This is a genomic window from Pseudomonas sp. JR33AA (assembly GCF_021378985.1).
GTDB classification, from domain to species: Bacteria; Pseudomonadota; Gammaproteobacteria; order Pseudomonadales; family Pseudomonadaceae; genus Aquipseudomonas; species Aquipseudomonas alloputida.
Genome location: NZ_JAJSAW010000010.1, coordinates 19,915 through 38,477, shown reverse-complemented (window position 1 = coordinate 38,477; position 18,563 = coordinate 19,915). Strand labels below are relative to the sequence as shown.

General features: G+C 63.7%; 14 protein-coding genes. 5 read left to right on the top strand and 9 right to left on the bottom strand.

Features of this window, described 5'->3' with window-relative positions:
- Window positions 1-97 precede the first annotated feature (97 nt).
- Window positions 98-2,011, top strand: coding sequence for an arginine decarboxylase (gene speA / locus LVS58_RS17020; protein ID WP_233692052.1), 1,914 nt, complete (start codon window positions 98-100; stop codon window positions 2,009-2,011).
- Between the two features lie 207 nt (window positions 2,012-2,218).
- A complete protein-coding gene (locus LVS58_RS17015; protein ID WP_233692051.1) occupies window positions 2,219-2,674 on the top strand; it encodes an REP-associated tyrosine transposase in 456 nt (151 codons plus the stop codon).
- 73 nt (window positions 2,675-2,747) lie between these two features.
- On the opposite strand, the gene LVS58_RS17010 is transcribed toward LVS58_RS17015, so the two are convergent.
- On the bottom strand, window positions 2,748-4,085 hold the full coding sequence (locus LVS58_RS17010; protein WP_233692050.1) for an MATE family efflux transporter: 1,338 nt from the start codon (window positions 4,083-4,085) through the stop codon (window positions 2,748-2,750).
- Between the two features lie 180 nt (window positions 4,086-4,265).
- Between LVS58_RS17010 and LVS58_RS17005 the strand changes: the two genes are divergently transcribed.
- Window positions 4,266-9,167, top strand: a complete 4,902-nt coding sequence (locus LVS58_RS17005; protein WP_233692049.1) for an alpha-2-macroglobulin family protein — start codon at window positions 4,266-4,268, stop codon at window positions 9,165-9,167.
- Between the two features lie 129 nt (window positions 9,168-9,296).
- On the opposite strand, the gene LVS58_RS17000 is transcribed toward LVS58_RS17005, so the two are convergent.
- A complete protein-coding gene (locus tag LVS58_RS17000) occupies window positions 9,297-9,590 on the bottom strand; it encodes a hypothetical protein (RefSeq protein ID WP_233692048.1) in 294 nt (97 codons plus the stop codon).
- Window positions 9,591-9,667: 77 nt separating this feature from the next.
- Between LVS58_RS17000 and pbpC the strand changes: the two genes are divergently transcribed.
- A complete protein-coding gene (gene pbpC / locus LVS58_RS16995; RefSeq protein ID WP_233692047.1) occupies window positions 9,668-12,022 on the top strand; it encodes a peptidoglycan glycosyltransferase PbpC in 2,355 nt (784 codons plus the stop codon).
- 92 nt (window positions 12,023-12,114) lie between these two features.
- Window positions 12,115-13,779 carry a ShlB/FhaC/HecB family hemolysin secretion/activation protein gene (locus LVS58_RS16990; protein WP_233692046.1) on the top strand — a complete coding sequence of 555 codons (1,665 nt, stop codon included), beginning with the start codon at window positions 12,115-12,117 and terminating at the stop codon, window positions 13,777-13,779.
- A 62-nt stretch (window positions 13,780-13,841) separates the two neighbouring features.
- Here LVS58_RS16990 and LVS58_RS16985 read toward each other — a convergent pair whose 3' ends face one another.
- From LVS58_RS16985 to LVS58_RS16955, 7 genes are all read right to left on the bottom strand, one after another.
- On the bottom strand, window positions 13,842-14,618 hold the full coding sequence (locus tag LVS58_RS16985) for a response regulator transcription factor (protein WP_233692045.1): 777 nt from the start codon (window positions 14,616-14,618) through the stop codon (window positions 13,842-13,844).
- Window positions 14,619-14,737: 119 nt separating this feature from the next.
- Complete coding sequence (locus tag LVS58_RS16980) at window positions 14,738-15,208, bottom strand: A24 family peptidase (protein ID WP_233692044.1); 471 nt, start codon at window positions 15,206-15,208, stop codon at window positions 14,738-14,740.
- Window positions 15,209-15,332: 124 nt separating this feature from the next.
- Window positions 15,333-15,902, bottom strand: a complete 570-nt coding sequence (locus tag LVS58_RS16975; RefSeq protein WP_233692043.1) for a DUF4136 domain-containing protein — start codon at window positions 15,900-15,902, stop codon at window positions 15,333-15,335.
- A 19-nt stretch (window positions 15,903-15,921) separates the two neighbouring features.
- Window positions 15,922-16,557, bottom strand: a complete 636-nt coding sequence (locus tag LVS58_RS16970; protein ID WP_233692042.1) for a DUF4136 domain-containing protein — start codon at window positions 16,555-16,557, stop codon at window positions 15,922-15,924.
- 22 nt (window positions 16,558-16,579) lie between these two features.
- Window positions 16,580-17,329, bottom strand: a complete 750-nt coding sequence (locus tag LVS58_RS16965) for a methyltransferase (protein WP_233692041.1) — start codon at window positions 17,327-17,329, stop codon at window positions 16,580-16,582.
- Complete coding sequence (locus tag LVS58_RS16960) at window positions 17,326-17,631, bottom strand: MazG-like family protein (RefSeq protein ID WP_003255298.1); 306 nt, start codon at window positions 17,629-17,631, stop codon at window positions 17,326-17,328. Before LVS58_RS16960 ends, LVS58_RS16965 begins: the two co-directional genes overlap by 4 nt.
- A 78-nt stretch (window positions 17,632-17,709) precedes the next feature.
- Complete coding sequence (locus LVS58_RS16955; protein ID WP_233692040.1) at window positions 17,710-18,561, bottom strand: MaoC family dehydratase; 852 nt, start codon at window positions 18,559-18,561, stop codon at window positions 17,710-17,712.
- Window positions 18,562-18,563: the final 2 nt, after the last annotated feature.

Here is an 18,563-nt window from a genome sequence, read left to right as displayed (position 1 = left end):
AGTCTATGCCTGAGCACGGATGAATCGTCATTTTCAGCTTTTACACTCGCCTCGCTGTCTGCGGGCAGTGTCTTCGACTTATCTATAGGGGACTTGAATGTCCGTACGACGCACACGCAAAGATGATGGTAGCCAGTGGACCGTTGCCGACAGCCGCAGTGTTTATGGCATCCGCCATTGGGGCGCTGGCTATTTCGCCATCAATGAAGCCGGGCGCGTCGAAGTGCGCCCCAACGGCCCTCAAAGCGCGCCGATCGACCTGTTCGAACAGGTCGACGAGCTGCGCCAGAGCGGCTTGTCGCTGCCCTTGCTGGTGCGCTTCCCTGACATTCTGCAGGACCGTGTGCGCCAGCTGACCGGTGCCTTCGACGCCAACATCGCGCGCCTGGAATACCAGAGCAAGTACACCGCGCTGTACCCGATCAAGGTGAACCAGCAGGAAGCGGTGGTGGAAAACATCATCGCCACGCAAAACGTTTCCATCGGCCTGGAAGCCGGCTCCAAACCCGAATTGCTGGCAGTGCTGGCGCTGGCCCCGAAGGGCGGCACCATCGTCTGCAACGGCTACAAGGACCGTGAGTTCATTCGCCTGGCGCTGATGGGCCAGAAGCTTGGCCACAATGTGTTCATCGTCATCGAGAAAGAGTCGGAAGTGGCCCTGGTGATCGAAGAGGCCGCCGAGCTCAAGGTGAAACCGCAGGTTGGCCTGCGCGTTCGCCTGTCGTCGCTGGCCTCGAGCAAGTGGGCCGACACCGGTGGCGAAAAGTCCAAGTTCGGTTTGTCCGCCGCCCAGTTGCTCTCGGTGGTGCAGCGCTTCCGCGATGCGGGCCTGGACCAGGGCATCCGCCTGCTGCACTTCCACATGGGTTCGCAGATCGCCAACCTGGCCGACTACCAGCACGGTTTCAAGGAAGCTATCCGTTATTACGGCGAACTGCGTGCGCTGGGCCTGCCGGTCGACCACATCGACGTGGGTGGCGGCCTGGGTGTGGACTACGACGGTACTCACTCGCGCAATGCCAGCTCGATCAACTACGACATGGACGACTACGCCGGCGTAGTGGTGGGCATGCTCAAGGAGTTCTGCGACGCGCAGGGCCTGCCGCACCCGCACATCTTCTCCGAAAGTGGCCGTTCGCTGACCGCGCACCACGCCATGCTGGTGATCCAGGTGACTGACGTCGAGAAACACAACGACGACGTACCCACGATCGAGAACAAGGAAGCCCTGCCCGAGACCGTGCAGTGGCTTGTCGACCTGCTTGGCCCGACCGACATCGAGATGGTCACCGAGACCTACTGGCGCGCCACCCACTACATGGGTGATGTGGCCGCGCAGTACGCCGATGGCAAAATCAGCCTGAGCGAGAAGGCCTTGGCCGAGCAGTGCTATTTCGCCGTGTGCCGCCGCCTGCACAACTCGCTGAAAGCCCGCCAGCGCTCGCACCGCCAGGTGCTGGACGAGTTGAACGACAAGCTGGCCGACAAGTACATCTGCAACTTCTCGGTGTTCCAGAGCCTGCCAGACACCTGGGCCATCGGCCAGGTCCTGCCGATCATCCCGCTGCACCGCCTGGACGAAGAGCCGATGCGGCGTGCGGTATTGCAGGACCTGACTTGCGATTCCGACGGCAAGATCAACCAGTACGTTGACGAGCAGAGCATCGAAACCAGCATGCCGGTGCATGCGGTGAAGGAGGGCGAGGATTACCTGCTGGGCGTGTTCCTGGTGGGCGCCTACCAGGAAATCCTGGGTGACATGCACAACCTGTTCGGTGACACCGACTCGGTGAACATCTACCAGAATGCCGACGGCAGCGTGTACCACGCCGGTATCGAAACCCACGACACCATCGAAGACATGCTGCGCTACGTGCACCTGTCGCCGGAGGAGTTGATGACGCATTACCGCGACAAGGTCGCCAGCGCCAAGATCACTGCGCGTGAGCGCACGCAGTACCTGGATGCGTTGCGCCTTGGGTTGACCCGGTCTTCTTACCTGTCGTCGTAATTGCCGGGGCCGCTTTGCGGCCCATCGCGACACAAGGCCGCTCCTACAGAGACCGCGATATCACTTGGGTCGCGACCTCTTGTAGGAGCGGCCTTGTGTCGCGATCTGAGGGCGCAGCCCTCACTGCGTTATACGCGGTAATGATCCGCCTACGGTGCCCGTCATCGCGACACCTACCCTTGAACGCAATGTTCAAAGGAAGTAGACATGGATCGTCACGGCAATCACCGCTTGCGCCAAGGGCGCTTCTCGGAGCCAGGCAGGCTCTACCTGCTAACCACCATCACCCGCGATCGCCTTCCGTTGTTCAGGAACCTCTTGTTTGCGCGGACGGTAATCCAGCAGTTGCGCCTTAGCGAACATGAGGGGGGCTGCCGCTCTCTGGCTTGGGTCTTGATGCCGGATCATCTGCATTGGCTGATCGAACTGGGGCCAACCAGCTTGGGCAATCTCACGTGTGCCTTCAAGTCGCGAAGCAGCTGCGCGCTTTACCGTAAAGGCATTGATCGCCGGCACATCTGGCAACCGGGCTTTTATGACCGGGCATTGCGCAAGGAAGAAGATGTAAAGGCTGCTGCCCGCTACATCATCGCCAACCCGATTCGGGCTGGCCTGGTCCGGCGAGCGGGCGAGTATCCGCATTGGGATTGTGTGTGGCTGTGAGTCAGCAGGTGAGGGCTTTGCCCTCATTTCGCGACACAAGGCCGCTCCTACAGGGGACCGCGATACCAAGCAGTCATGCGATCCACTCACCCCTCTGCTGCAACCGCCGCCCCACCCACCCCAACGTCACCGCCCGCAACCCCATGAACCCGAGAAACGCCATCCACAACCCATGGTTGCCCAACCCGTTCATGGCCACCGCCACGGGCAATGCCACCAGCACCGAAACCAGCATTGCATTACGCATTTCCCGCGCCCGGGTAGCGCCGATGAACAAGCCATCCAGCAAGTAACTCCACACCGCGATCAACGGCAGCAATGCCAGGTAGGGCAAATACGGATAAGCCGCCGCCCGCACACTTTCGATGTCGGTCTGCAAGTCGATGAACAGGTGCCCACCCAGCAGGAACAGCCCGGCAAAGCCCAGGCTGGTGATCAGTGACCAGCCGCAGGCCACCACCAGCGAGCGACGCAGGGTGTCGCGGTCACGGGCGCCAATGGCATGGCCGCACAAGGCCTCCACGCCATGGGCCAAGCCATCGAGTGCATAAGCAGTCAGCAGCAGGCCATTGAGCAGCAGGGCGTTGGCCGCCACCGTGGCCTCACCCAGACGCGCGCCCTGCACGGTGATCAGCAGGAACACCAGTTGCAGCGCCAGGCTGCGCAGGAAGATGTCGCGGTTCACCGCCAGCAGTGGCCTCCAGGCCTGCCAGCGCTGCAGCGCTGCCCACACGATCTGCCCCGGGTAGGCCCGCAGGGCCGGGCGGGTCAGGGCCAAACCGAGCAGGGCAGCACTCCATTCGGCAATCACCGACGCCCGCGCCGAACCCAGTACGCCCCAGTCCAGGCCCAGCACGAACCACAGGTTCAAGGCGATGTTCAGCAGGTTGGTGGTCAGCAGGATTGCCAGTGGAGCCCTGGCGTTCTGGGTGCCGAGGAACCAGCCGACCAGCGCGTAACTGGCCAGCGCCGCAGGCAGGCCAAGCAGGCGGGTATGGAAGAAGTCTTCGGTGGATTGCTGCAGGGCTGCGCTGGGTTGCATCGCATGAAGTGCCAGCTGGCTGAAGGGCAGGGCCAGCAGGCCGATCAACAGGGCGAAGCCGACCGCCAGCAGCAGCCCTTGCACCAGTACCTGGCGTAACGCTGCGCCGTCGCCACGGCCGGCGGCCTGAGCAGCGAAGCCGGTGGACCCCATGCGCAGGAAGCCCATCAGGCCGACCATGAAGGTGAACAAGGTAGCGCCCACGGCCACGGCGCCCAGCTGGTGAGCGTGCGGGAGATGCCCGATGACCGTGCTGTCGACCAGCGCCACCAGCGGTACCGAGATGTTGGACAGGATCATCGGCGCGGCCAGCGCCCAGACCTTGCGGTGGGTGAGGCGGTGGCGCCAGTCGGCAGCGAGTTGGGGCATGTGCATTCCATGAGATTTTGGGGCCGCTGTGTGCCCCTTTAACGAATGGCCACAGTGTAACGACCAGGCAACCATTTAGCGCGACCATGGTCTGACCTGGCGCACAACGCCGGGTGCTGTACCTTGCGTTGCGCTATAGTTGCTGCCCTCACGTACACGCTGCCCAAGAGTTCCTATCTCATGTTCAACAAAGGATTGTTGCTGGCCTGCGCGCTGGCGTTGCTCAGTGCCTGTGACTCTTCCACGCCGGGCAAACCGGCGCCGGTCGAGAAAACCGTGGCGCCCGCGCCCGCCGAAGCCCCCGCCCCCAAACGTGAGGACCCGGCCGCGCTCGCCAAGCGCTACGAGGGCCGCGAACTCACAGTGCTGGACGTATCGGAAGTGCAGCTCGATGGCGCGGCAACGCTGTCGATCAGCTTCTCCGTACCGCTGGATGCCAAGCAGGATTTCACCACCAAGGTGCACCTGGTAGACACGGTCAAAGGCAAGCTCGACGGCGCCTGGGAACTCTCCGACAACCAGATGGAGCTGCGCTTGCGCCACCTGGAGCCGCAGCGCAAGTTGGTGCTGACCGTCGACAAGGGGCTGCTGGCAGTCAACGGCAAGCAGCTGGACAGCGAGTCGATCACCCGCCTGGAAACCCGCGACATGCAGCCGACCATAGGCTTTGCCAGCCGCGGCTCGTTGCTGCCTACGCGCCTGGCCGAAGGCCTACCGGTGATAGCCCTGAACGTCGACAAGGTGGATGTCGAGTTCTTCCGCGTCAAGCCAGACATGCTCTCGACCTTCCTGGCCAACTGGGGACGCAACAGCAGCCTGTACTACTACCAGTCCAAGGAAACCCTGGACATGGCCGAGCTGGTCTACAGTGGCCGCTTCGATCTAAACCCGGCGCGCAACACGCGCGAGACAGTGTTGCTGCCGATTGCCGGCATCAAGCCGTTGCAGGCGCCAGGCGTGTACCTGGCAGTGATGCGCGCCTCGGGTACCTACGATTATTCTCAGCCGGCAACCCTGTTCACCCTTAGCGACATCGGTGTGTCGGCCCACCGCTACCGCGATCGCATTGACGTGTTTGCTCAAGCCCTGGAAGGCGGCAAGGCGCTGAGCGGCGTCAACCTGGAAATCCATGACGAAAAGGGCAAGCTGCTGGCCCATGCCACCACCGATGGCAAGGGGCATGGCCAGCTGCCGATCACGCCCAAGGCCGATACCCTGATCGCCACCCAGGGCGTGCATACCACGCTGCTGCGCCTGAACACCGCAGCCCTGGACCTGGCCGAGTTCGACATCACCGGGCCTCAGGCCAACCCGCTGCAGTTCTTCATTTTCGGCCCGCGTGACCTGTACCGCCCGGGTGAAACGGTGCTGCTCAACGGCCTGCTGCGCGACCAGGACGGCAAGCCGGTCAAAGCCCAGCCGGTGAGCGTTGAAGTGCGTCGCCCGGATGAACAGGTGAGCCGCAAGTTCGTCTGGGAGGCCGACAGCAATGGCTTGTACCAATACCAGTTGCAACTGGCCACCGAGGCCCCGACTGGTCGTTGGCAACTGCTGCTCGACCTGGGTGGCGGGCGCAAGCAGGTCTATGAATTCCTCGTCGAAGACTTCCTGCCCGAGCGCCTGGCGCTGGAGCTCAAGGGCAGCAGCAAACCGCTTTCGCCGGATGAGGATGCGCGTATCCAGGTCAATGGCCGTTACCTCTATGGTGCGCCGGCCGCCGGCAATCGCCTGAGCGGTCAGGCCTATGTTCGCCCGCTGCGCGAGGCAGTACCGGCGTTGCCTGGCTACCGGTTCGGCTCGGTCACCGAAACCGATCTGAACCAGGACCTGGAACTGGACGAAGTCACCCTTGACCAGGCCGGCAAGGCGGTGGTCGATATCGAAAGCCGTTGGGCCGAAGCCCGCTCTCCGCTGCAACTGACCGTGCAGGCCAGCCTGCAGGAGTCGGGTGGCCGGCCGATCACCCGGCGGCTGGAGCAGCCTATCTGGCCGGCTGAGCGCCTGCCGGGCCTGCGAGGCCTGTTCGAAGGTGAGGAGACCGATAGCGACGGGCCAGTGGAATTCGAATTCCTGGTGGCCGACCGCGACGGTAACAAACTGGCAGCCGACGCGCTCAAGGTGCGCCTTGTTCGCGAACGCCGCGATTATTACTGGAATTACTCGCAAAGCGATGGCTGGAGCTACGCCTACAACGAGAAGTTCCTGACCCAGAACGAAGAGACGATCAGCGTCAAGGCAGGTTCCACCGCCAAACTCAGCTTCCAGGTTGAGTGGGGCCCGTATCGGGTCGAGGTCGAAGACCCGCAGACCGGTCTGGTGTCCAGTGAGCGCTTCTGGGCCGGCTATCGTGCCCAGGACAACGCTGAGGGCGGCGCGGTGCGGCCTGACCAGGTCAAGCTGGCGCTGGACAAACCTTCCTACACCGATGGCGCTACCGCCAAGGTCACCGTCACCCCGCCCGCTGCCGGTAGCGGCTACCTGATGATCGAGTCCAGCGATGGCCCGCTGTGGTGGCAGGAGATCGATGTACCCGCCGAGGGCAAAACCTTTGACGTGCAGCTGGACAAGGCCTGGGCCCGCCACGACTTGTACATCAGCGCATTGGTGATCCGCCCTGGTGAGCGCAAGGCCAACGCCACGCCCAAGCGCGCCGTGGGTGTGCTGCACCTGCCGCTGGACCGCGCCGAGCGCAAGCTTGCGCTGAGCCTGCAGGCACCGGAGAAAATGCGCCCGAAACAGCCGCTGACGGTGAAGGTAAAGGCCGCCAACGCCGATGGCAGTGTGCCCAAGCAGGTGCATGTGCTGTTGTCGGCGGTGGACGTGGGCATCCTCAACATCACCGATTTCAAAACACCCGACCCGTTCGCCAGCCTGTTCGGGCGCAAGGCCTATGGTGCCGACCAGCTGGACATCTACGGCCAGTTGATAGAGGCCGGCCAGGGCCGCCTGGCCAGCCTGGCATTCGGTGGTGATGCGGCGATGGCCAAGGGGGGCAAGCGGCCCAACACCACGGTAACCATCGTCGCCCAGCAGAGCCTGCCTGTGACGCTGGACGACAGGGGTGAGGGTCAGGCCACGGTCGACATCCCCGACTTCAATGGCGAGCTGCGGTTAATGGCGCAGGCCTGGACCGAGGAGCACTTCGGCATGGCCGAAGGCAAGACCGTGGTCGCCGCGCCATTGATTGCCGAGCTTTCGGCCCCGCGCTTCCTGGCCGGTGGCGACCGTACCAGCCTGGCACTGGACCTGGCCAACCTGTCCGGCCGTGCCCAGCAACTGAACGTCGAAATCACCACAGAAGGGCAACTGAGCCTGGCGGCGAACGCCGTGCAGAGCGTTAACCTGGCCGAAGGGCAGCGCTCGACGCTGATGATTCCGGTGCTGGCGCAAGGTGGGCTAGGGCAGGGCAAGGTGCATGTACGGGTGACTGGCCTGCAACTGCCGAACGAGCCGGTCAATGCGTTCGAACGTGAGTGGACGCTGGGCGTGCGCCCGGCCTACCCGGCAATGCTCAAGCACTACCGCGTGGCCTTGAAGGACCAGCCGTGGACCCTGCCCGAAGCAGACCTGGCCGCGTTCGAACCCGCTGGCCTGGAAGCCAGCCTGGCCTTGTCGAGCCGTCCGCCGCTGAACCTTGCCGAGCAGATTCGCGCGCTGCAAGCCTACCCCTACGGCTGCCTCGAACAGACCACCAGTGGCCTGTACCCTTCGCTGTACGCCGATGCCGACAGCCTCAAGCGCCTTGGCATCAAGGGTGAGCCGGCGGATGTGCGCAAGCGCAAGATCGAAATGGGCATCGAGCACTTGCTGGGGATGCAGCGCTACAACGGCAGCTTTGGCTTGTGGAGTTCGGACAGCGAGGAAGAGTACTGGCTGACAGCCTATGTTACTGACTTCCTGCTGCGTGCCCGTGACCAAGGTTACGGCGTACCCGCCGAGGCCTTGAAGAAGGCCAGTGAGCGCCTGCTGCGTTACCTGCAGGAACGCAACCTGATCGAAGTCGACTACAGCGAAAATGCCGACCACACGCGCTTTGCGGTGCAGGCCTATGCGGCGCTGGTGCTGTCGCGCAGCCAGCAGGCGCCGTTGGGGGCCCTGCGCGGGCTGTTCGAACGCCGTGCCGATGCCCGCTCCGGTCTGCCGCTGGTACAACTGGCAGTGGCGCTGGACAAGATGGGCGACAAACCGCGTGCCGAGCAAGCCTTGCAGGCGGGCCTGGGCATCAGCCGTGGCAAAGGCTGGCTGGCCGATTATGGCAGCGCCCTGCGTGACCAGGCACTGATCCTGGCGCTGCTGCAGGAAAGCAACCTGGCCAGCAGCCAGGTCGATCAGCGCCTGTTCGCCTTATCGGATGAACTGGCGGCCAACCGTTGGCTGTCCACCCAGGAGCGCAATGCACTGTTCCTCGCTGGCCGTGGCTTGCTGGGCAAGCCGGAAGGCCAGTGGCAGGCACGCCTGGACAGCGCGGGTGAAGTGCGCGAGTTCAATAATGCCGAGGCCGGCATGAAGCTGGAAGGCCCGTTGCTGGCCTCGCCACTGAGCGTGCAGAACGAAGGCAGCGAGACGCTGTACCAGCAACTGACCTTGTCTGGCTACCCACGCCAGGCGCCTGCTGCTGGCGGCAACGGCATGCAGATTCGCCGAGAGTACCTGGGCATGAATGGCCAGCCGCTGGACCTGCACAGCCTGCGCAGTGGTGACCTTGTGCTCGTGCACCTGGCGCTTAAAGCTGAGGACCGGGTGCCGGATGCGTTGGTGGTGGACCTGCTGCCGGCAGGCCTGGAGCTGGAAAACCAGAACCTGGCGCAAAGCGCCGCCAGCCTGGACAACGCCAGCAGTGCAGTGAAGGCGTGGCGCGAGTCGATGCAGAACGCCAGCGTGGTGCATCAGGAGTACCGTGATGACCGTTATGTTGCCGCGCTCAAGCTTGACGGCTACGGCACCACTCACCTGCTGTACCTGGCGCGGGCGGTGACCCCGGGCACTTACCGCGTGCCGCCGCCGCAGGTCGAGTCGATGTACCGGCCGAACCTGCAGGCCGTGGGCGATGGGCAAGGGGAGATGACGGTGAAAGCCCGCTAGAGGTCCGCTCTACGCGGACAATGTGGGAGCGGCCTTGCGTCGCGATAGGGCCGCAATGCGGCCCCGACAATTTGAAAGCCTGGGGCTGCTGTGCAGCCCTGTCGCGACGCAAGACCGCTCCCGGGCAGATCAGTGGATCACCCAGCTCATCACCCACAGCCCCAGCACCAGCCAAATGATTCCGAGGATGATCGAGGCGCGCATGAATGCGCGGATTGCCGAGTACAGCAGCATCAGGCCGATGATCAGGGCCAGGATGCTCAGCAGCGAGGTGTCCATGCCCAAGGTGCGCGACAGGCCATCGATGAAATTGCCACCGGCATTGGCCAGCAGGTTGAACAGCCCGCTCAATGCGTCGACGATGAAGCGGATCACCGACCCCAGTGCCTGGCCCAGCCACTCGAAAAAACCTTCTACATGCATAGTTGCTTCCTGATGAAAAAATCGGCGCGGTTGTCGTCCCAAAGCCTTTGGCCATTACCTGGCCAGGTCGGTTCCCGATGCCAAGCTTAGCGCGACCACGCCGCCGTGCGGACAGGTTGTTGCGTGCCACGCTGATCAGTCTGCTGGTGCTCGGCAGCCTGCTCTGGCTGGCTGATCGTATCTGGCCGCTGCCGCTGCCGGGTGATGACCTGGCCCGGGTAGTGCTGGCCGAAGACGGCACGCCCTTGTGGCGCTTTGCCGATGCTGATGGCGTGTGGCGCTATCCCGTAAGCCCTGAAGAGGTTTCGCCGCTTTACCTGCAGGCCTTGCTGACTTACGAGGACCGTTGGTTCTACAACCACCCAGGGGTCAACCCGCTGGCCTTGGCCCGTGCTGCCTGGCTGAACCTGCGCGGCGGGCGTGTCGTGTCGGGCGGCAGCACATTGTCGATGCAGGTGGCTCGCCTGCTCGACCCGCACGACCGCACCCTGTTCGGCAAACTGCGCCAGCTATGGCGCACATTGCAGCTGGAATGGCACTTATCCAAGCGCGACATCCTGCAGATCTACCTGAACCGCGCACCTTTTGGCGGCACGCTTCAGGGCGTGGCGGCAGCCAGCTGGGCGTACCTGGGCAAGTCCCCCCTGCACCTGACCCCCGCCGAAGCGGCGCTGCTGGCTGTACTGCCCCAGGCACCCAGCCGGTTGCGCCCGGACCGACACCCCGAGCGTGCCCAGCGTGCCCGGGACAAGGTGCTGCAGCGCCTGGCTGAATACCAGGTATGGCCGGCCCAGCAAATTCGCGAGGCGGCCGAGGAGCCGCTGGTGCTGGCGCCACGCCAGGAGCCGGCCCTGGCGCCCTTGCTGGCCCGGCGCCTGAACAGCGCTGACAGCCCACCGCTGATCCGCACCACGCTTGACGCCGCACTTCAGCGGCGCCTCGAAGACTTGCTGCTGGGTTGGCGAGCACGGCTGCCGGAGCGTACCTCGGCCGCCATTCTGGTGGTCGAAACGCAGAGCATGGCGGTGCGTGCGTACCTGGGCTCGATAGACTTGTCTGATGAGCGCCGCTTTGGCCATGTCGACATGGTGCGCTCGTTACGTTCGCCCGGTTCCACCCTCAAGCCGTTTCTTTACGGCATGGCGCTGGACGATGGCCTGATCCATTCCGAATCGCTGTTGCAGGATGTTCCACGACGCTATGGCGACTATCGCCCTGGCAACTTCTCCATGGGTTTCAGCGGGCCGGTGTCGGCCAGTTCGGCGCTGGCCCTGTCGCTCAACCTGCCCGCCGTGCAATTGCTGGAGGCCTACGGCCCGAAACGCTTTGCCGCGCAACTGCGCATGGCGGGCGTGCCGTTGATACTGCCACCCCTTGCTGAGCCCAACCTGTCGTTGATCCTGGGCGGTGCCGGCAGCCGGCTGGAGGACCTGGTCGGCGGTTACGCGGCGCTGGCGCGGGGTGGCAACAGTGCGCAGGTGCGCTTGCAGCCACAGGCTCCCCTGGTGGAGCAGCGGTTGCTGTCACCGGGGGCGGCATGGATCATCCGGCGTATCCTCAGTGGCCAGGCGCGCCCGGACCGCGACCCGCACGCCGAACTGGTGCAGCGCCCGCTACTGGCCTGGAAAACCGGCACAAGCTACGGCTTTCGCGATGCGTGGTCGATTGGCGTGGGGCCGCGCTACCTGATCGGCGTATGGATTGGTCGCCCCGACGGTACACCGGTGCCTGGGCAGTTCGGCCTGGCGTCGGCGGCGCCGCTGATGTTGCAGGTACACGATCTGTTGAGCAATCGCGACAGCCAACGCGGCATCAGCGTCCCGGTAGAGCCGGTACCAGCGAATATCGGCGTTGCGGCGATCTGTTGGCCGCTGGGCCAGCCGATGAGCAAGCAGGACACCAACTGTCGGCGTCAGCGCTTTGCATGGACCCTGGACGGTACCACGCCGCCCACCTTGCAGGCCGCCGACCAGCCGCTGGGCTTGGGCCTGCGCGAGAAAGTGTGGGTCAACGAGCAGGGCTTGCGGGTCGATGGTAGCTGCCCGGGCGCCAAGGCTCGTGACATCGCCCTGTGGCCGGCGCCGCTGGAGCCCTGGCTACCCCGTGTAGAGCGGCGCATGGCGCGTTTGCCGGCCATCGACCCGGTCTGCCCGCCGCAGGCGCCGGCCAGTGCACCACCGCTGTCGATCGTCGGCGTGCGCCCAGGCGACAATCTGCGCCGCCCGGCCACCAGCACCGAGCCATTGCAATTGCAGGTCTCTGCCTTGGGGGGAGGTGGACGGCGCTGGTGGTTCCTCAACGGCCAGCCGTTGGGTGAAACCCAGGGGCAGGACAGCCTGTTGCTGCGTTTGCCACGGGTCGGGCAGGCCGAACTCAGCGCACTGGACGAAAGCGGTCAGACGGCGCGGGTGGCGTTCCAGGTCAGCGAGTAGGTGTTCGACGACAGCCGGGCCAGCACCTACGCTTGCAAGTGACGGGTGTGACCGGCTGGTGCCCCGCAACCCATGGGAACATGGAGTGCCCTATGCGTCCTCTGGTCGTGCCCCTGATGTTGCTGCTTTGGGCACCTGCTGCCCACGCCGAACCTTTGCCGGGGTTTCTCGACAGCCATGAATACGAGCGGCGTCTGCCCAGCGCCAACCTGCCGATGACGGACTACTCCCCTGTGAGCCCCCGCATACGGCTGGCCGGGGCGGCTATCGACAACCCCGACTGGGCCCCGGCCACCACCCGGCTGGTATTGCACAAAGTGCGCTTCGAGGGCGGCACGGTGTTCCCCTTGAGCGACCTGCGCGAACACTATCAGCCGCTGATCGGGCGCGAAACCACGTTGGGTGAATTGCAGCAGTACACCCAGCGGCTGACCCAACGCTACCGGCAAGAGGGCTACTTGCTGTCGTATGCCTACCTGCCGCCTCAGGATGTGGCCGATGGCAGGGTCAACGTGGTGCTGGTCGAAGGTTACATACGTGATTACCGCGTGGACGGCGATATTGGACCGGCCCATGAGTATTTGCAGCAGTTGCTGGCGCGCATTGAGGCCGAGCGCCCACTGACCCGCGAAACGCTGGAGCGCTATCTGGGCGTGGCTGCGCGCATGCCAGGGGTAGTGGTAGAGGCCGAACTGGCAATGGCACCGGCTGCCGATGGCGTCGCCCAGCTGACCGTGCATGCACAGCGCAAGCCGCTTAGCGCCGCGGTGACCGTGGCCGACGCCAGCCGTGATGCTGCACAGGCCCTGATCACCGTAGCCAGCAATGCCCAGACCCGCCATGGCGAACGCGTCACGGCCAGCTGGCTGCTGCCCCCTGGCAATGACAGGGTCTACTACCAGCGTCTCGATTACAGCCAATACCTGGACGCCGCCGGTAGCCAACTGCTGCTGTCGGCGTCGCGCTATCGCGCCGAGCCCGGCACGCGCATACGTCTGGATGATGGCCGCGATATCACCCGCAAGCACGACAGTGAGCGCTATGCGATCGGCCTGCGTCAGCCGGTGGTTGTAAGGCCGAATGAGTGGCTGGCGGTGCAGGGCCACGTGTACTCGGTCAGTGAGCATGATGAAGACCGGATGGCCGACCAGTCACCGTCTCGCAAGTACGACACATACGTGCGGGCGCTGTCATTCGAAGGTGACTGGCGCAAGGTGGAGCAGGGGCGGTTGCGTATCGTCAGTGCCGGGGTTCATCAGGGGTTGGACTACCTGGGGGCACGCAGCGATGCTGACTACGACCTCGATTTCCTGCGCTTGCGGCTTTCCGGTTTGCAGAGCGACACCCTGTTGGAAGACTGGCAGGAGGTGGTGTCCGGGGCGTTGTACTGGAGTGACGATCGTTTACCCGACAGCGAGCGTGCGGGGTTTGGCGGGCAGAATTTCGGGCGCGGTTACCCGCGTGATCAAGCTGACGGTGACAAAGGCTGGGGGGTGGCTTACGAGCTCAACTACAGCGTGCGCAGTAGCTGGCTTGCGCGGGTTCAGCCCTACGCGGTGGTGGATACCGCTCAGGCCTGGCATAACCGGGGACCGGTGGAGGACGCCCATCTGGCTTCGGTGGCACTGGGTGTGCGGTTAGGGAGTGGGCAGATGTTCAATGTGGCGCTGGAAGTGGCCAAGCCGTTGGCGGATGTGGCGCTGGATAGTCTGGACCGTGGGCCTCGGCTGTCGTTGAACCTTGCCATCGAGTTGTAGCAGGGAAAAAGGGGCTTGCAGGAGCAGCGCTTCGCAGCACAAGGCCGCTCCAGAACCTTCATTCAATGGGTCGTGAACCGCTGGTGCACGGGCGATGAACTGGGGGTCAGCGCCAGCGCCAGCTGGGTGCGGTTGTGCATATGCGTCAAACGCAATACCTGAGACACATAGAGCTTCACGGTGTTTTCGGTAATGCCCAGTTCACAGGCGATCTGGTAATTGGTTTTGCCCTTGCTAACCAGGCGCGCCACCTCCAGCTGGCGTGGTGACAGCTTCACGAATGCTGCTGGCAGCTCGCCTTCGCTTTCTTCTGCATCACTGGCACGCCGGTGGGTACCTTGGCCACGGGCTTTTTCCAGGTCCTGATACAGTTCGTCCACCGACTCGGCCAGTTCCTGCAAGCGCTGGTTCAATCCAGCCAGATCACGGATATTGCGCCGACGCACCAGCAAGGCCTCTTCTTGCCGGCGGACGCCTGCCAGCAGTTCATCAAGGTCCATCGGCTTCTGGTAGTAATCGGCAAAACCTTCACGTATCGCCCGGATCAAGTCCTGTTTCTCGGCACGCCCAGTCAACATGATGGCTTCGAACATGCGCTGGCTGCCGTTGATTTCCTTCAAGGCGCGCACCAGTTCGATGCCATCCCGATCTGGCATGTGCAGGTCACAGATGAGCAAGCCGATGGCCGGGTCTGCCATATAGTGCTCGATGGCTTCGTCGGTTGAGAGAGCTGTGACGCAGGCATAGCCCTTGGTTTGGAGAAATTCACTCAGCTGTTCGACAATGACCGGATGGTCATCAACCACCAACACCTTTATTTCACTCACTGATCTGGACATGATCACCTCCCTGTTCTTATACGGCCATGCTCCCGTGCCAGACGCTCTGGCAGCTTAAAAGTAGTCGCACTCAGCGAATATGTACAAGGCGTGTACAAGTTATCGGACTCCTGGAAGGTTTACTGGATCCATACAGCCGTCAGAAGAAAACCTGATAACACATAGGGGACGAACGCCTGCTTGTCGCCCATTTCTTCGGTCAGGGCCTGCAAACGCTTCTTTACCTTGGGGTTTAGCAGCGTCCACAGGCGCCGGCGGCTCAGTAGCCAGACCAGCACACTGACACCCGCGCCAATGAAGGTGCCGAGCACATAGTGCGGGCTGGTGGCCAGGGCCAGGGCGCCCATCAGCTTGACGTCGTCGGCGCCGAAGCGGCCGAGCATGTAACCTGGCAGGGTCAGCAGCATGACGATGGCCAGCGCCCAACCGGCCTCGCTGGCTTCGGCGCCTATCCAGCTGTGACCGGTGCCGAACAGCCAGGCCAGGGCGCAGCCAGCCGCTCCCAGCGTCAGCACGTTGGAGATCTGGCGTTGACGCACATCCTGTTCGGAGCACAAGGCAAGCCACAGCAGGAGAACAATGCTTTGCATTGGCAGGTCGCCTTTCCCAAATGTTGAACACTTCTACCCGGTCAGTCAGGTTTCCTTAAATGAAGATAGACGGGAACGTGCGCTCCCGCAGGGCCACAGTGCATGCAAAAGGCGCGGTCCAACGCTATTTTTTGCTGCCCGGTGGGTAGTTGCCCAGCACCTTGGCCACGGTGTTGCGGATTGCGCTGTTACGTTCTTCCGGGCTTGGCGGGTAGTTGTTCATGATCTGCTCGGCACTGCCGCGCCATACCAGCTTGCCGTCACGCCCATCGAACATGTCGACCTGAATGGTGGCGACCTTGTAGTCGACATTGCGGGTTTCGTTGTACATCGGGCCGCCCCAATAGCCGCCCCAGTAGCCACCCCAGCCACCGCCGTAGTTGGTGGTGATCTGTTGTTGGCGCTGTTCCACGATCAGGTACGTGCGCACTGCCAGGTCGGGCCGCGCTCCGCCTTGTACCGGGCGCAGGCCGCGCTGGTCGAGTTGGTCTGCCACCGCCTGGCGAATGCGCTGCTCGGTGAGGTCGCTCTTGATCCGCGGGTCATCCGGGCGGTACTGCAGGCCCGGCTCCTGCCAGGCCCAGCTACGGTAGGCGGCAAAATCGCGGCTGGCATCGAAATCCTGCTGGACGTTGTTGCTCGAGCAGGCGGCGAGCAATAACGCGAATGACAGTAGAACGAGACGGCGCAACATGATGGTTCTCCGTTAGCGATTAACTGGGAGGATAGCCGCTGAGCGCCTTGTGCAACGAATCGCGCAAGGCACTTTCGCGTTCGCGGGGCGAGTCCTTGTTGCTGCTGCTTTCGGCGCTGGCGCTCCAGACCGGCTGGCCGCTGCGGGCGTCGTACAGGTCGATGCGCACCACCAGGACTTCGACTTCGTAGGTACGCACGATGGGTACGCTGGCGTAGCCTCCATAACCGTGGCGGTAGCCGCCATAGCCGACACCCCCATAGGGATACGACCCGTAGTAGGGGTCGTAGGTGTCGTAGTCACGCACTTGGCGCAAGCGTTTTTCCAGGCGCAGGTCGGCGCTCACCAGCAAGTCGCCAGGGCCTGCGTGAGAGGGGCGCAGCCCATGCTGGTCGAGCGCACCGCTGACGGCATCGGCCAGTTGCGCCGGGTCGGCATCGACAGCGCCGCTGGGCAACTGGCCGTTGCGCCAGCTCCAGCTGCGGTAATGCCCATAATCACGAGCGGGCGCAGGGTATGCACTGGCGTCGAAGGTGGTGGCCGCCTGGGCAGGGGCGGGGGGTAACGGGCGGCTGCTGGCCACATACGGGTTGCTGCCCTGGCAGCCAGCCAGGGCAAGGGGCAGCAGGGCCAGGCACAACAGACGGTACGGCATGTGTTTCTCCCGGCGCGGCGGATTAGCGGGGGCGGCAAACCCAGTGCAGGTAGCGGCCAAGCCCGGCGAAGCTGGGGTGGCGGCGGTGAGCCAGTTCCATTTCCAGCAGGTCGAGCAGCTCGGCCTTGCCCTGGAATTCCTTGGGCATATAGTCGTGAAACACCCGTACGCCGCTTTCGCTTTCAACCTGCCACATAGGCTCAAGTTGCGCCTTGAGTTCGCGTGGATCAAGCGGTTTTTGTGGGGTCAGGCTCTGCTTTTCACCTTCCAGCCGGTTGCTGCGCAGCTTGCGGAAATGGCCCTTGAGCAGGTTGCGATAGACCAGTGCGTCGCGGTTGTAGAAGGCCAGCGATAACCAACCGCCGGGGGCGGTGAGCTGGTGCAGCACCGGCAGGATGCTCTCGGGCTCGGCCAGCCATTCGAGCACGGCGTGGCAGAGCACCAGGTCGTAGGGCTCGGTCAGTTGGCCGAGCAGGTCTTGCCAGGGCGCCTGGATGAAGGTCGCGGTCTGGCCGGCTTCGGCAAAGCGCGCCCTGGCGCCGTCGAGCATGGGCGCCGCAGGTTCGGCCAGGGTCAGCTGGTGGCCGCGCTCGGCCAGCCACAAGGCCATGTGGCCCAACCCGGCGCCGATGTCGAGGATGCGTAGCGGGCGGTCGGGTAGCGCTTCGGCCAGGTCGGCCTGCAGCACGGCCAGGCGGATCGCACCCTTGGCGCCGCCATAGATCTTTTCGGCAAAGCGGGTGGCCAGCTCATCGAAATGACGGTCGTTCATCGGGCGAAGCGCCTCTCGCTGTCGGCCAGCTTGGCACGCACCACTTGGTCCATGTCCAGCCCCAGTTCGCTGCACAGCAGTAACAGGTAGAGCACCACGTCACCGATTTCCTGGCCGGCGTGGGCCAGTTTGTCGGCAGGCAGCTGGCGCGACTCGTCCTCGCTCAGCCACTGGAAGATTTCTACCAGCTCGGCCATTTCGACGCTGGCGGCCATGGCCAGGTTTTTCGGGCTGTGGAAGCCGCGCCAGTCGTTGGTATCGCGGATCTGATGCAGGCGTTGGGTGAGTTCTTGCAGGTTCATCGGGGGTCTCCTATGGCTGCATAGCTTCTGCCCAGGTCCGATGCAAAGCAAGCGTATACCGCCAGAACAGGCCCGGCCCTACAGGCACTCCCAACGGCCGACCATATGCAGCACGTCCCCGTGTCCGTCCAGGCGCAGTTGGCCCGCAGGGCCCGCTTCACTGGCACTGAGCACCACCTCTGAAGGCAACCTTACCGGCTTGCGGAAGTCCACCTCAAAGGCATAGCCACTGTGCGGCAAGTGTCCGCGCAGCGCGGCCAAGGCCATGGCCTTGGTCCACATGCCATGGGCAATGGCCGTGGGAAAGCCGAACAACCGCGCACTGACAGCACTGAGGTGGATAGGGTTGTAGTCCCCGCAAACCTTGGCATAACGCCGGCCGATATCACTGTCGGCGTACCAGCGGGTGGCCTCGGGCAATGAACCAGGCTCAGTGTCGGCGGGCTCACTTGCCTCGCCTTCCAGCGCCAAGCCACGCACCAACATGCGGCTGGTCTCGCGCCAGAGCAGACCAATGCCATCTTCAGCCTCGGTGACCAGGTCGAAGGTGCCACCTTTGGCATGGCGCTGCAGGTTGTGCGCGTATACCGCAAAGCGCAGCCCTTCGACAGCACCAAGGGGGCGCAGCACTTCGATGCGGTTGTGCAGGTGTATCAGGCCAAGCAGCGGGAAGGGGAAATCATCGGCAGTCATCAGCTGCAATTGCAGGGCAAACGCCAACACATGTGGATAGGTCCCCGGCAGGCGGCCGTCCTCGGGAAAGTGGCAAAGCCTTCGATACATGTTCAGGTTGCCCGGCTGGACCCGAATGAAACAGCGCAGGCCATCGTCCGGCAGCCGGTCGCCGCTGATTTTGCGTTTGCTGGCTGCGCGCAGGTACAGGCTCGCCCGGGCGGCAGGGTTGTGCAGGTCGTGCCATTGTCGGCTCATGT

Bases quoted from the DNA above. Each gene is read 5' to 3' on its own strand.
- speA (WP_233692052.1), top strand. From the start codon at position 98: ATGTCCGTACGACGCACACGCAAAGATGATGGTAGCCAGTGGACCGTT.
- LVS58_RS17015 (WP_233692051.1), top strand. From the start codon at position 2,219: ATGGATCGTCACGGCAATCACCGCTTGCGCCAAGGGCGCTTCTCGGAG.
- LVS58_RS17010 (WP_233692050.1), bottom strand. From the start codon at position 4,085: ATGCCCCAACTCGCTGCCGACTGGCGCCACCGCCTCACCCACCGCAAG.
- LVS58_RS17005 (WP_233692049.1), top strand. From the start codon at position 4,266: ATGTTCAACAAAGGATTGTTGCTGGCCTGCGCGCTGGCGTTGCTCAGT.
- LVS58_RS17000 (WP_233692048.1), bottom strand. From the start codon at position 9,590: ATGCATGTAGAAGGTTTTTTCGAGTGGCTGGGCCAGGCACTGGGGTCG.
- pbpC (WP_233692047.1), top strand. From the start codon at position 9,668: ATGCCAAGCTTAGCGCGACCACGCCGCCGTGCGGACAGGTTGTTGCGT.
- LVS58_RS16990 (WP_233692046.1), top strand. From the start codon at position 12,115: ATGCGTCCTCTGGTCGTGCCCCTGATGTTGCTGCTTTGGGCACCTGCT.
- LVS58_RS16985 (WP_233692045.1), bottom strand. From the start codon at position 14,618: ATGTCCAGATCAGTGAGTGAAATAAAGGTGTTGGTGGTTGATGACCAT.
- LVS58_RS16980 (WP_233692044.1), bottom strand. From the start codon at position 15,208: ATGCAAAGCATTGTTCTCCTGCTGTGGCTTGCCTTGTGCTCCGAACAG.
- LVS58_RS16975 (WP_233692043.1), bottom strand. From the start codon at position 15,902: ATGTTGCGCCGTCTCGTTCTACTGTCATTCGCGTTATTGCTCGCCGCC.
- LVS58_RS16970 (WP_233692042.1), bottom strand. From the start codon at position 16,557: ATGCCGTACCGTCTGTTGTGCCTGGCCCTGCTGCCCCTTGCCCTGGCT.
- LVS58_RS16965 (WP_233692041.1), bottom strand. From the start codon at position 17,329: ATGAACGACCGTCATTTCGATGAGCTGGCCACCCGCTTTGCCGAAAAG.
- LVS58_RS16960 (WP_003255298.1), bottom strand. From the start codon at position 17,631: ATGAACCTGCAAGAACTCACCCAACGCCTGCATCAGATCCGCGATACC.
- LVS58_RS16955 (WP_233692040.1), bottom strand. From the start codon at position 18,561: ATGAGCCGACAATGGCACGACCTGCACAACCCTGCCGCCCGGGCGAGC.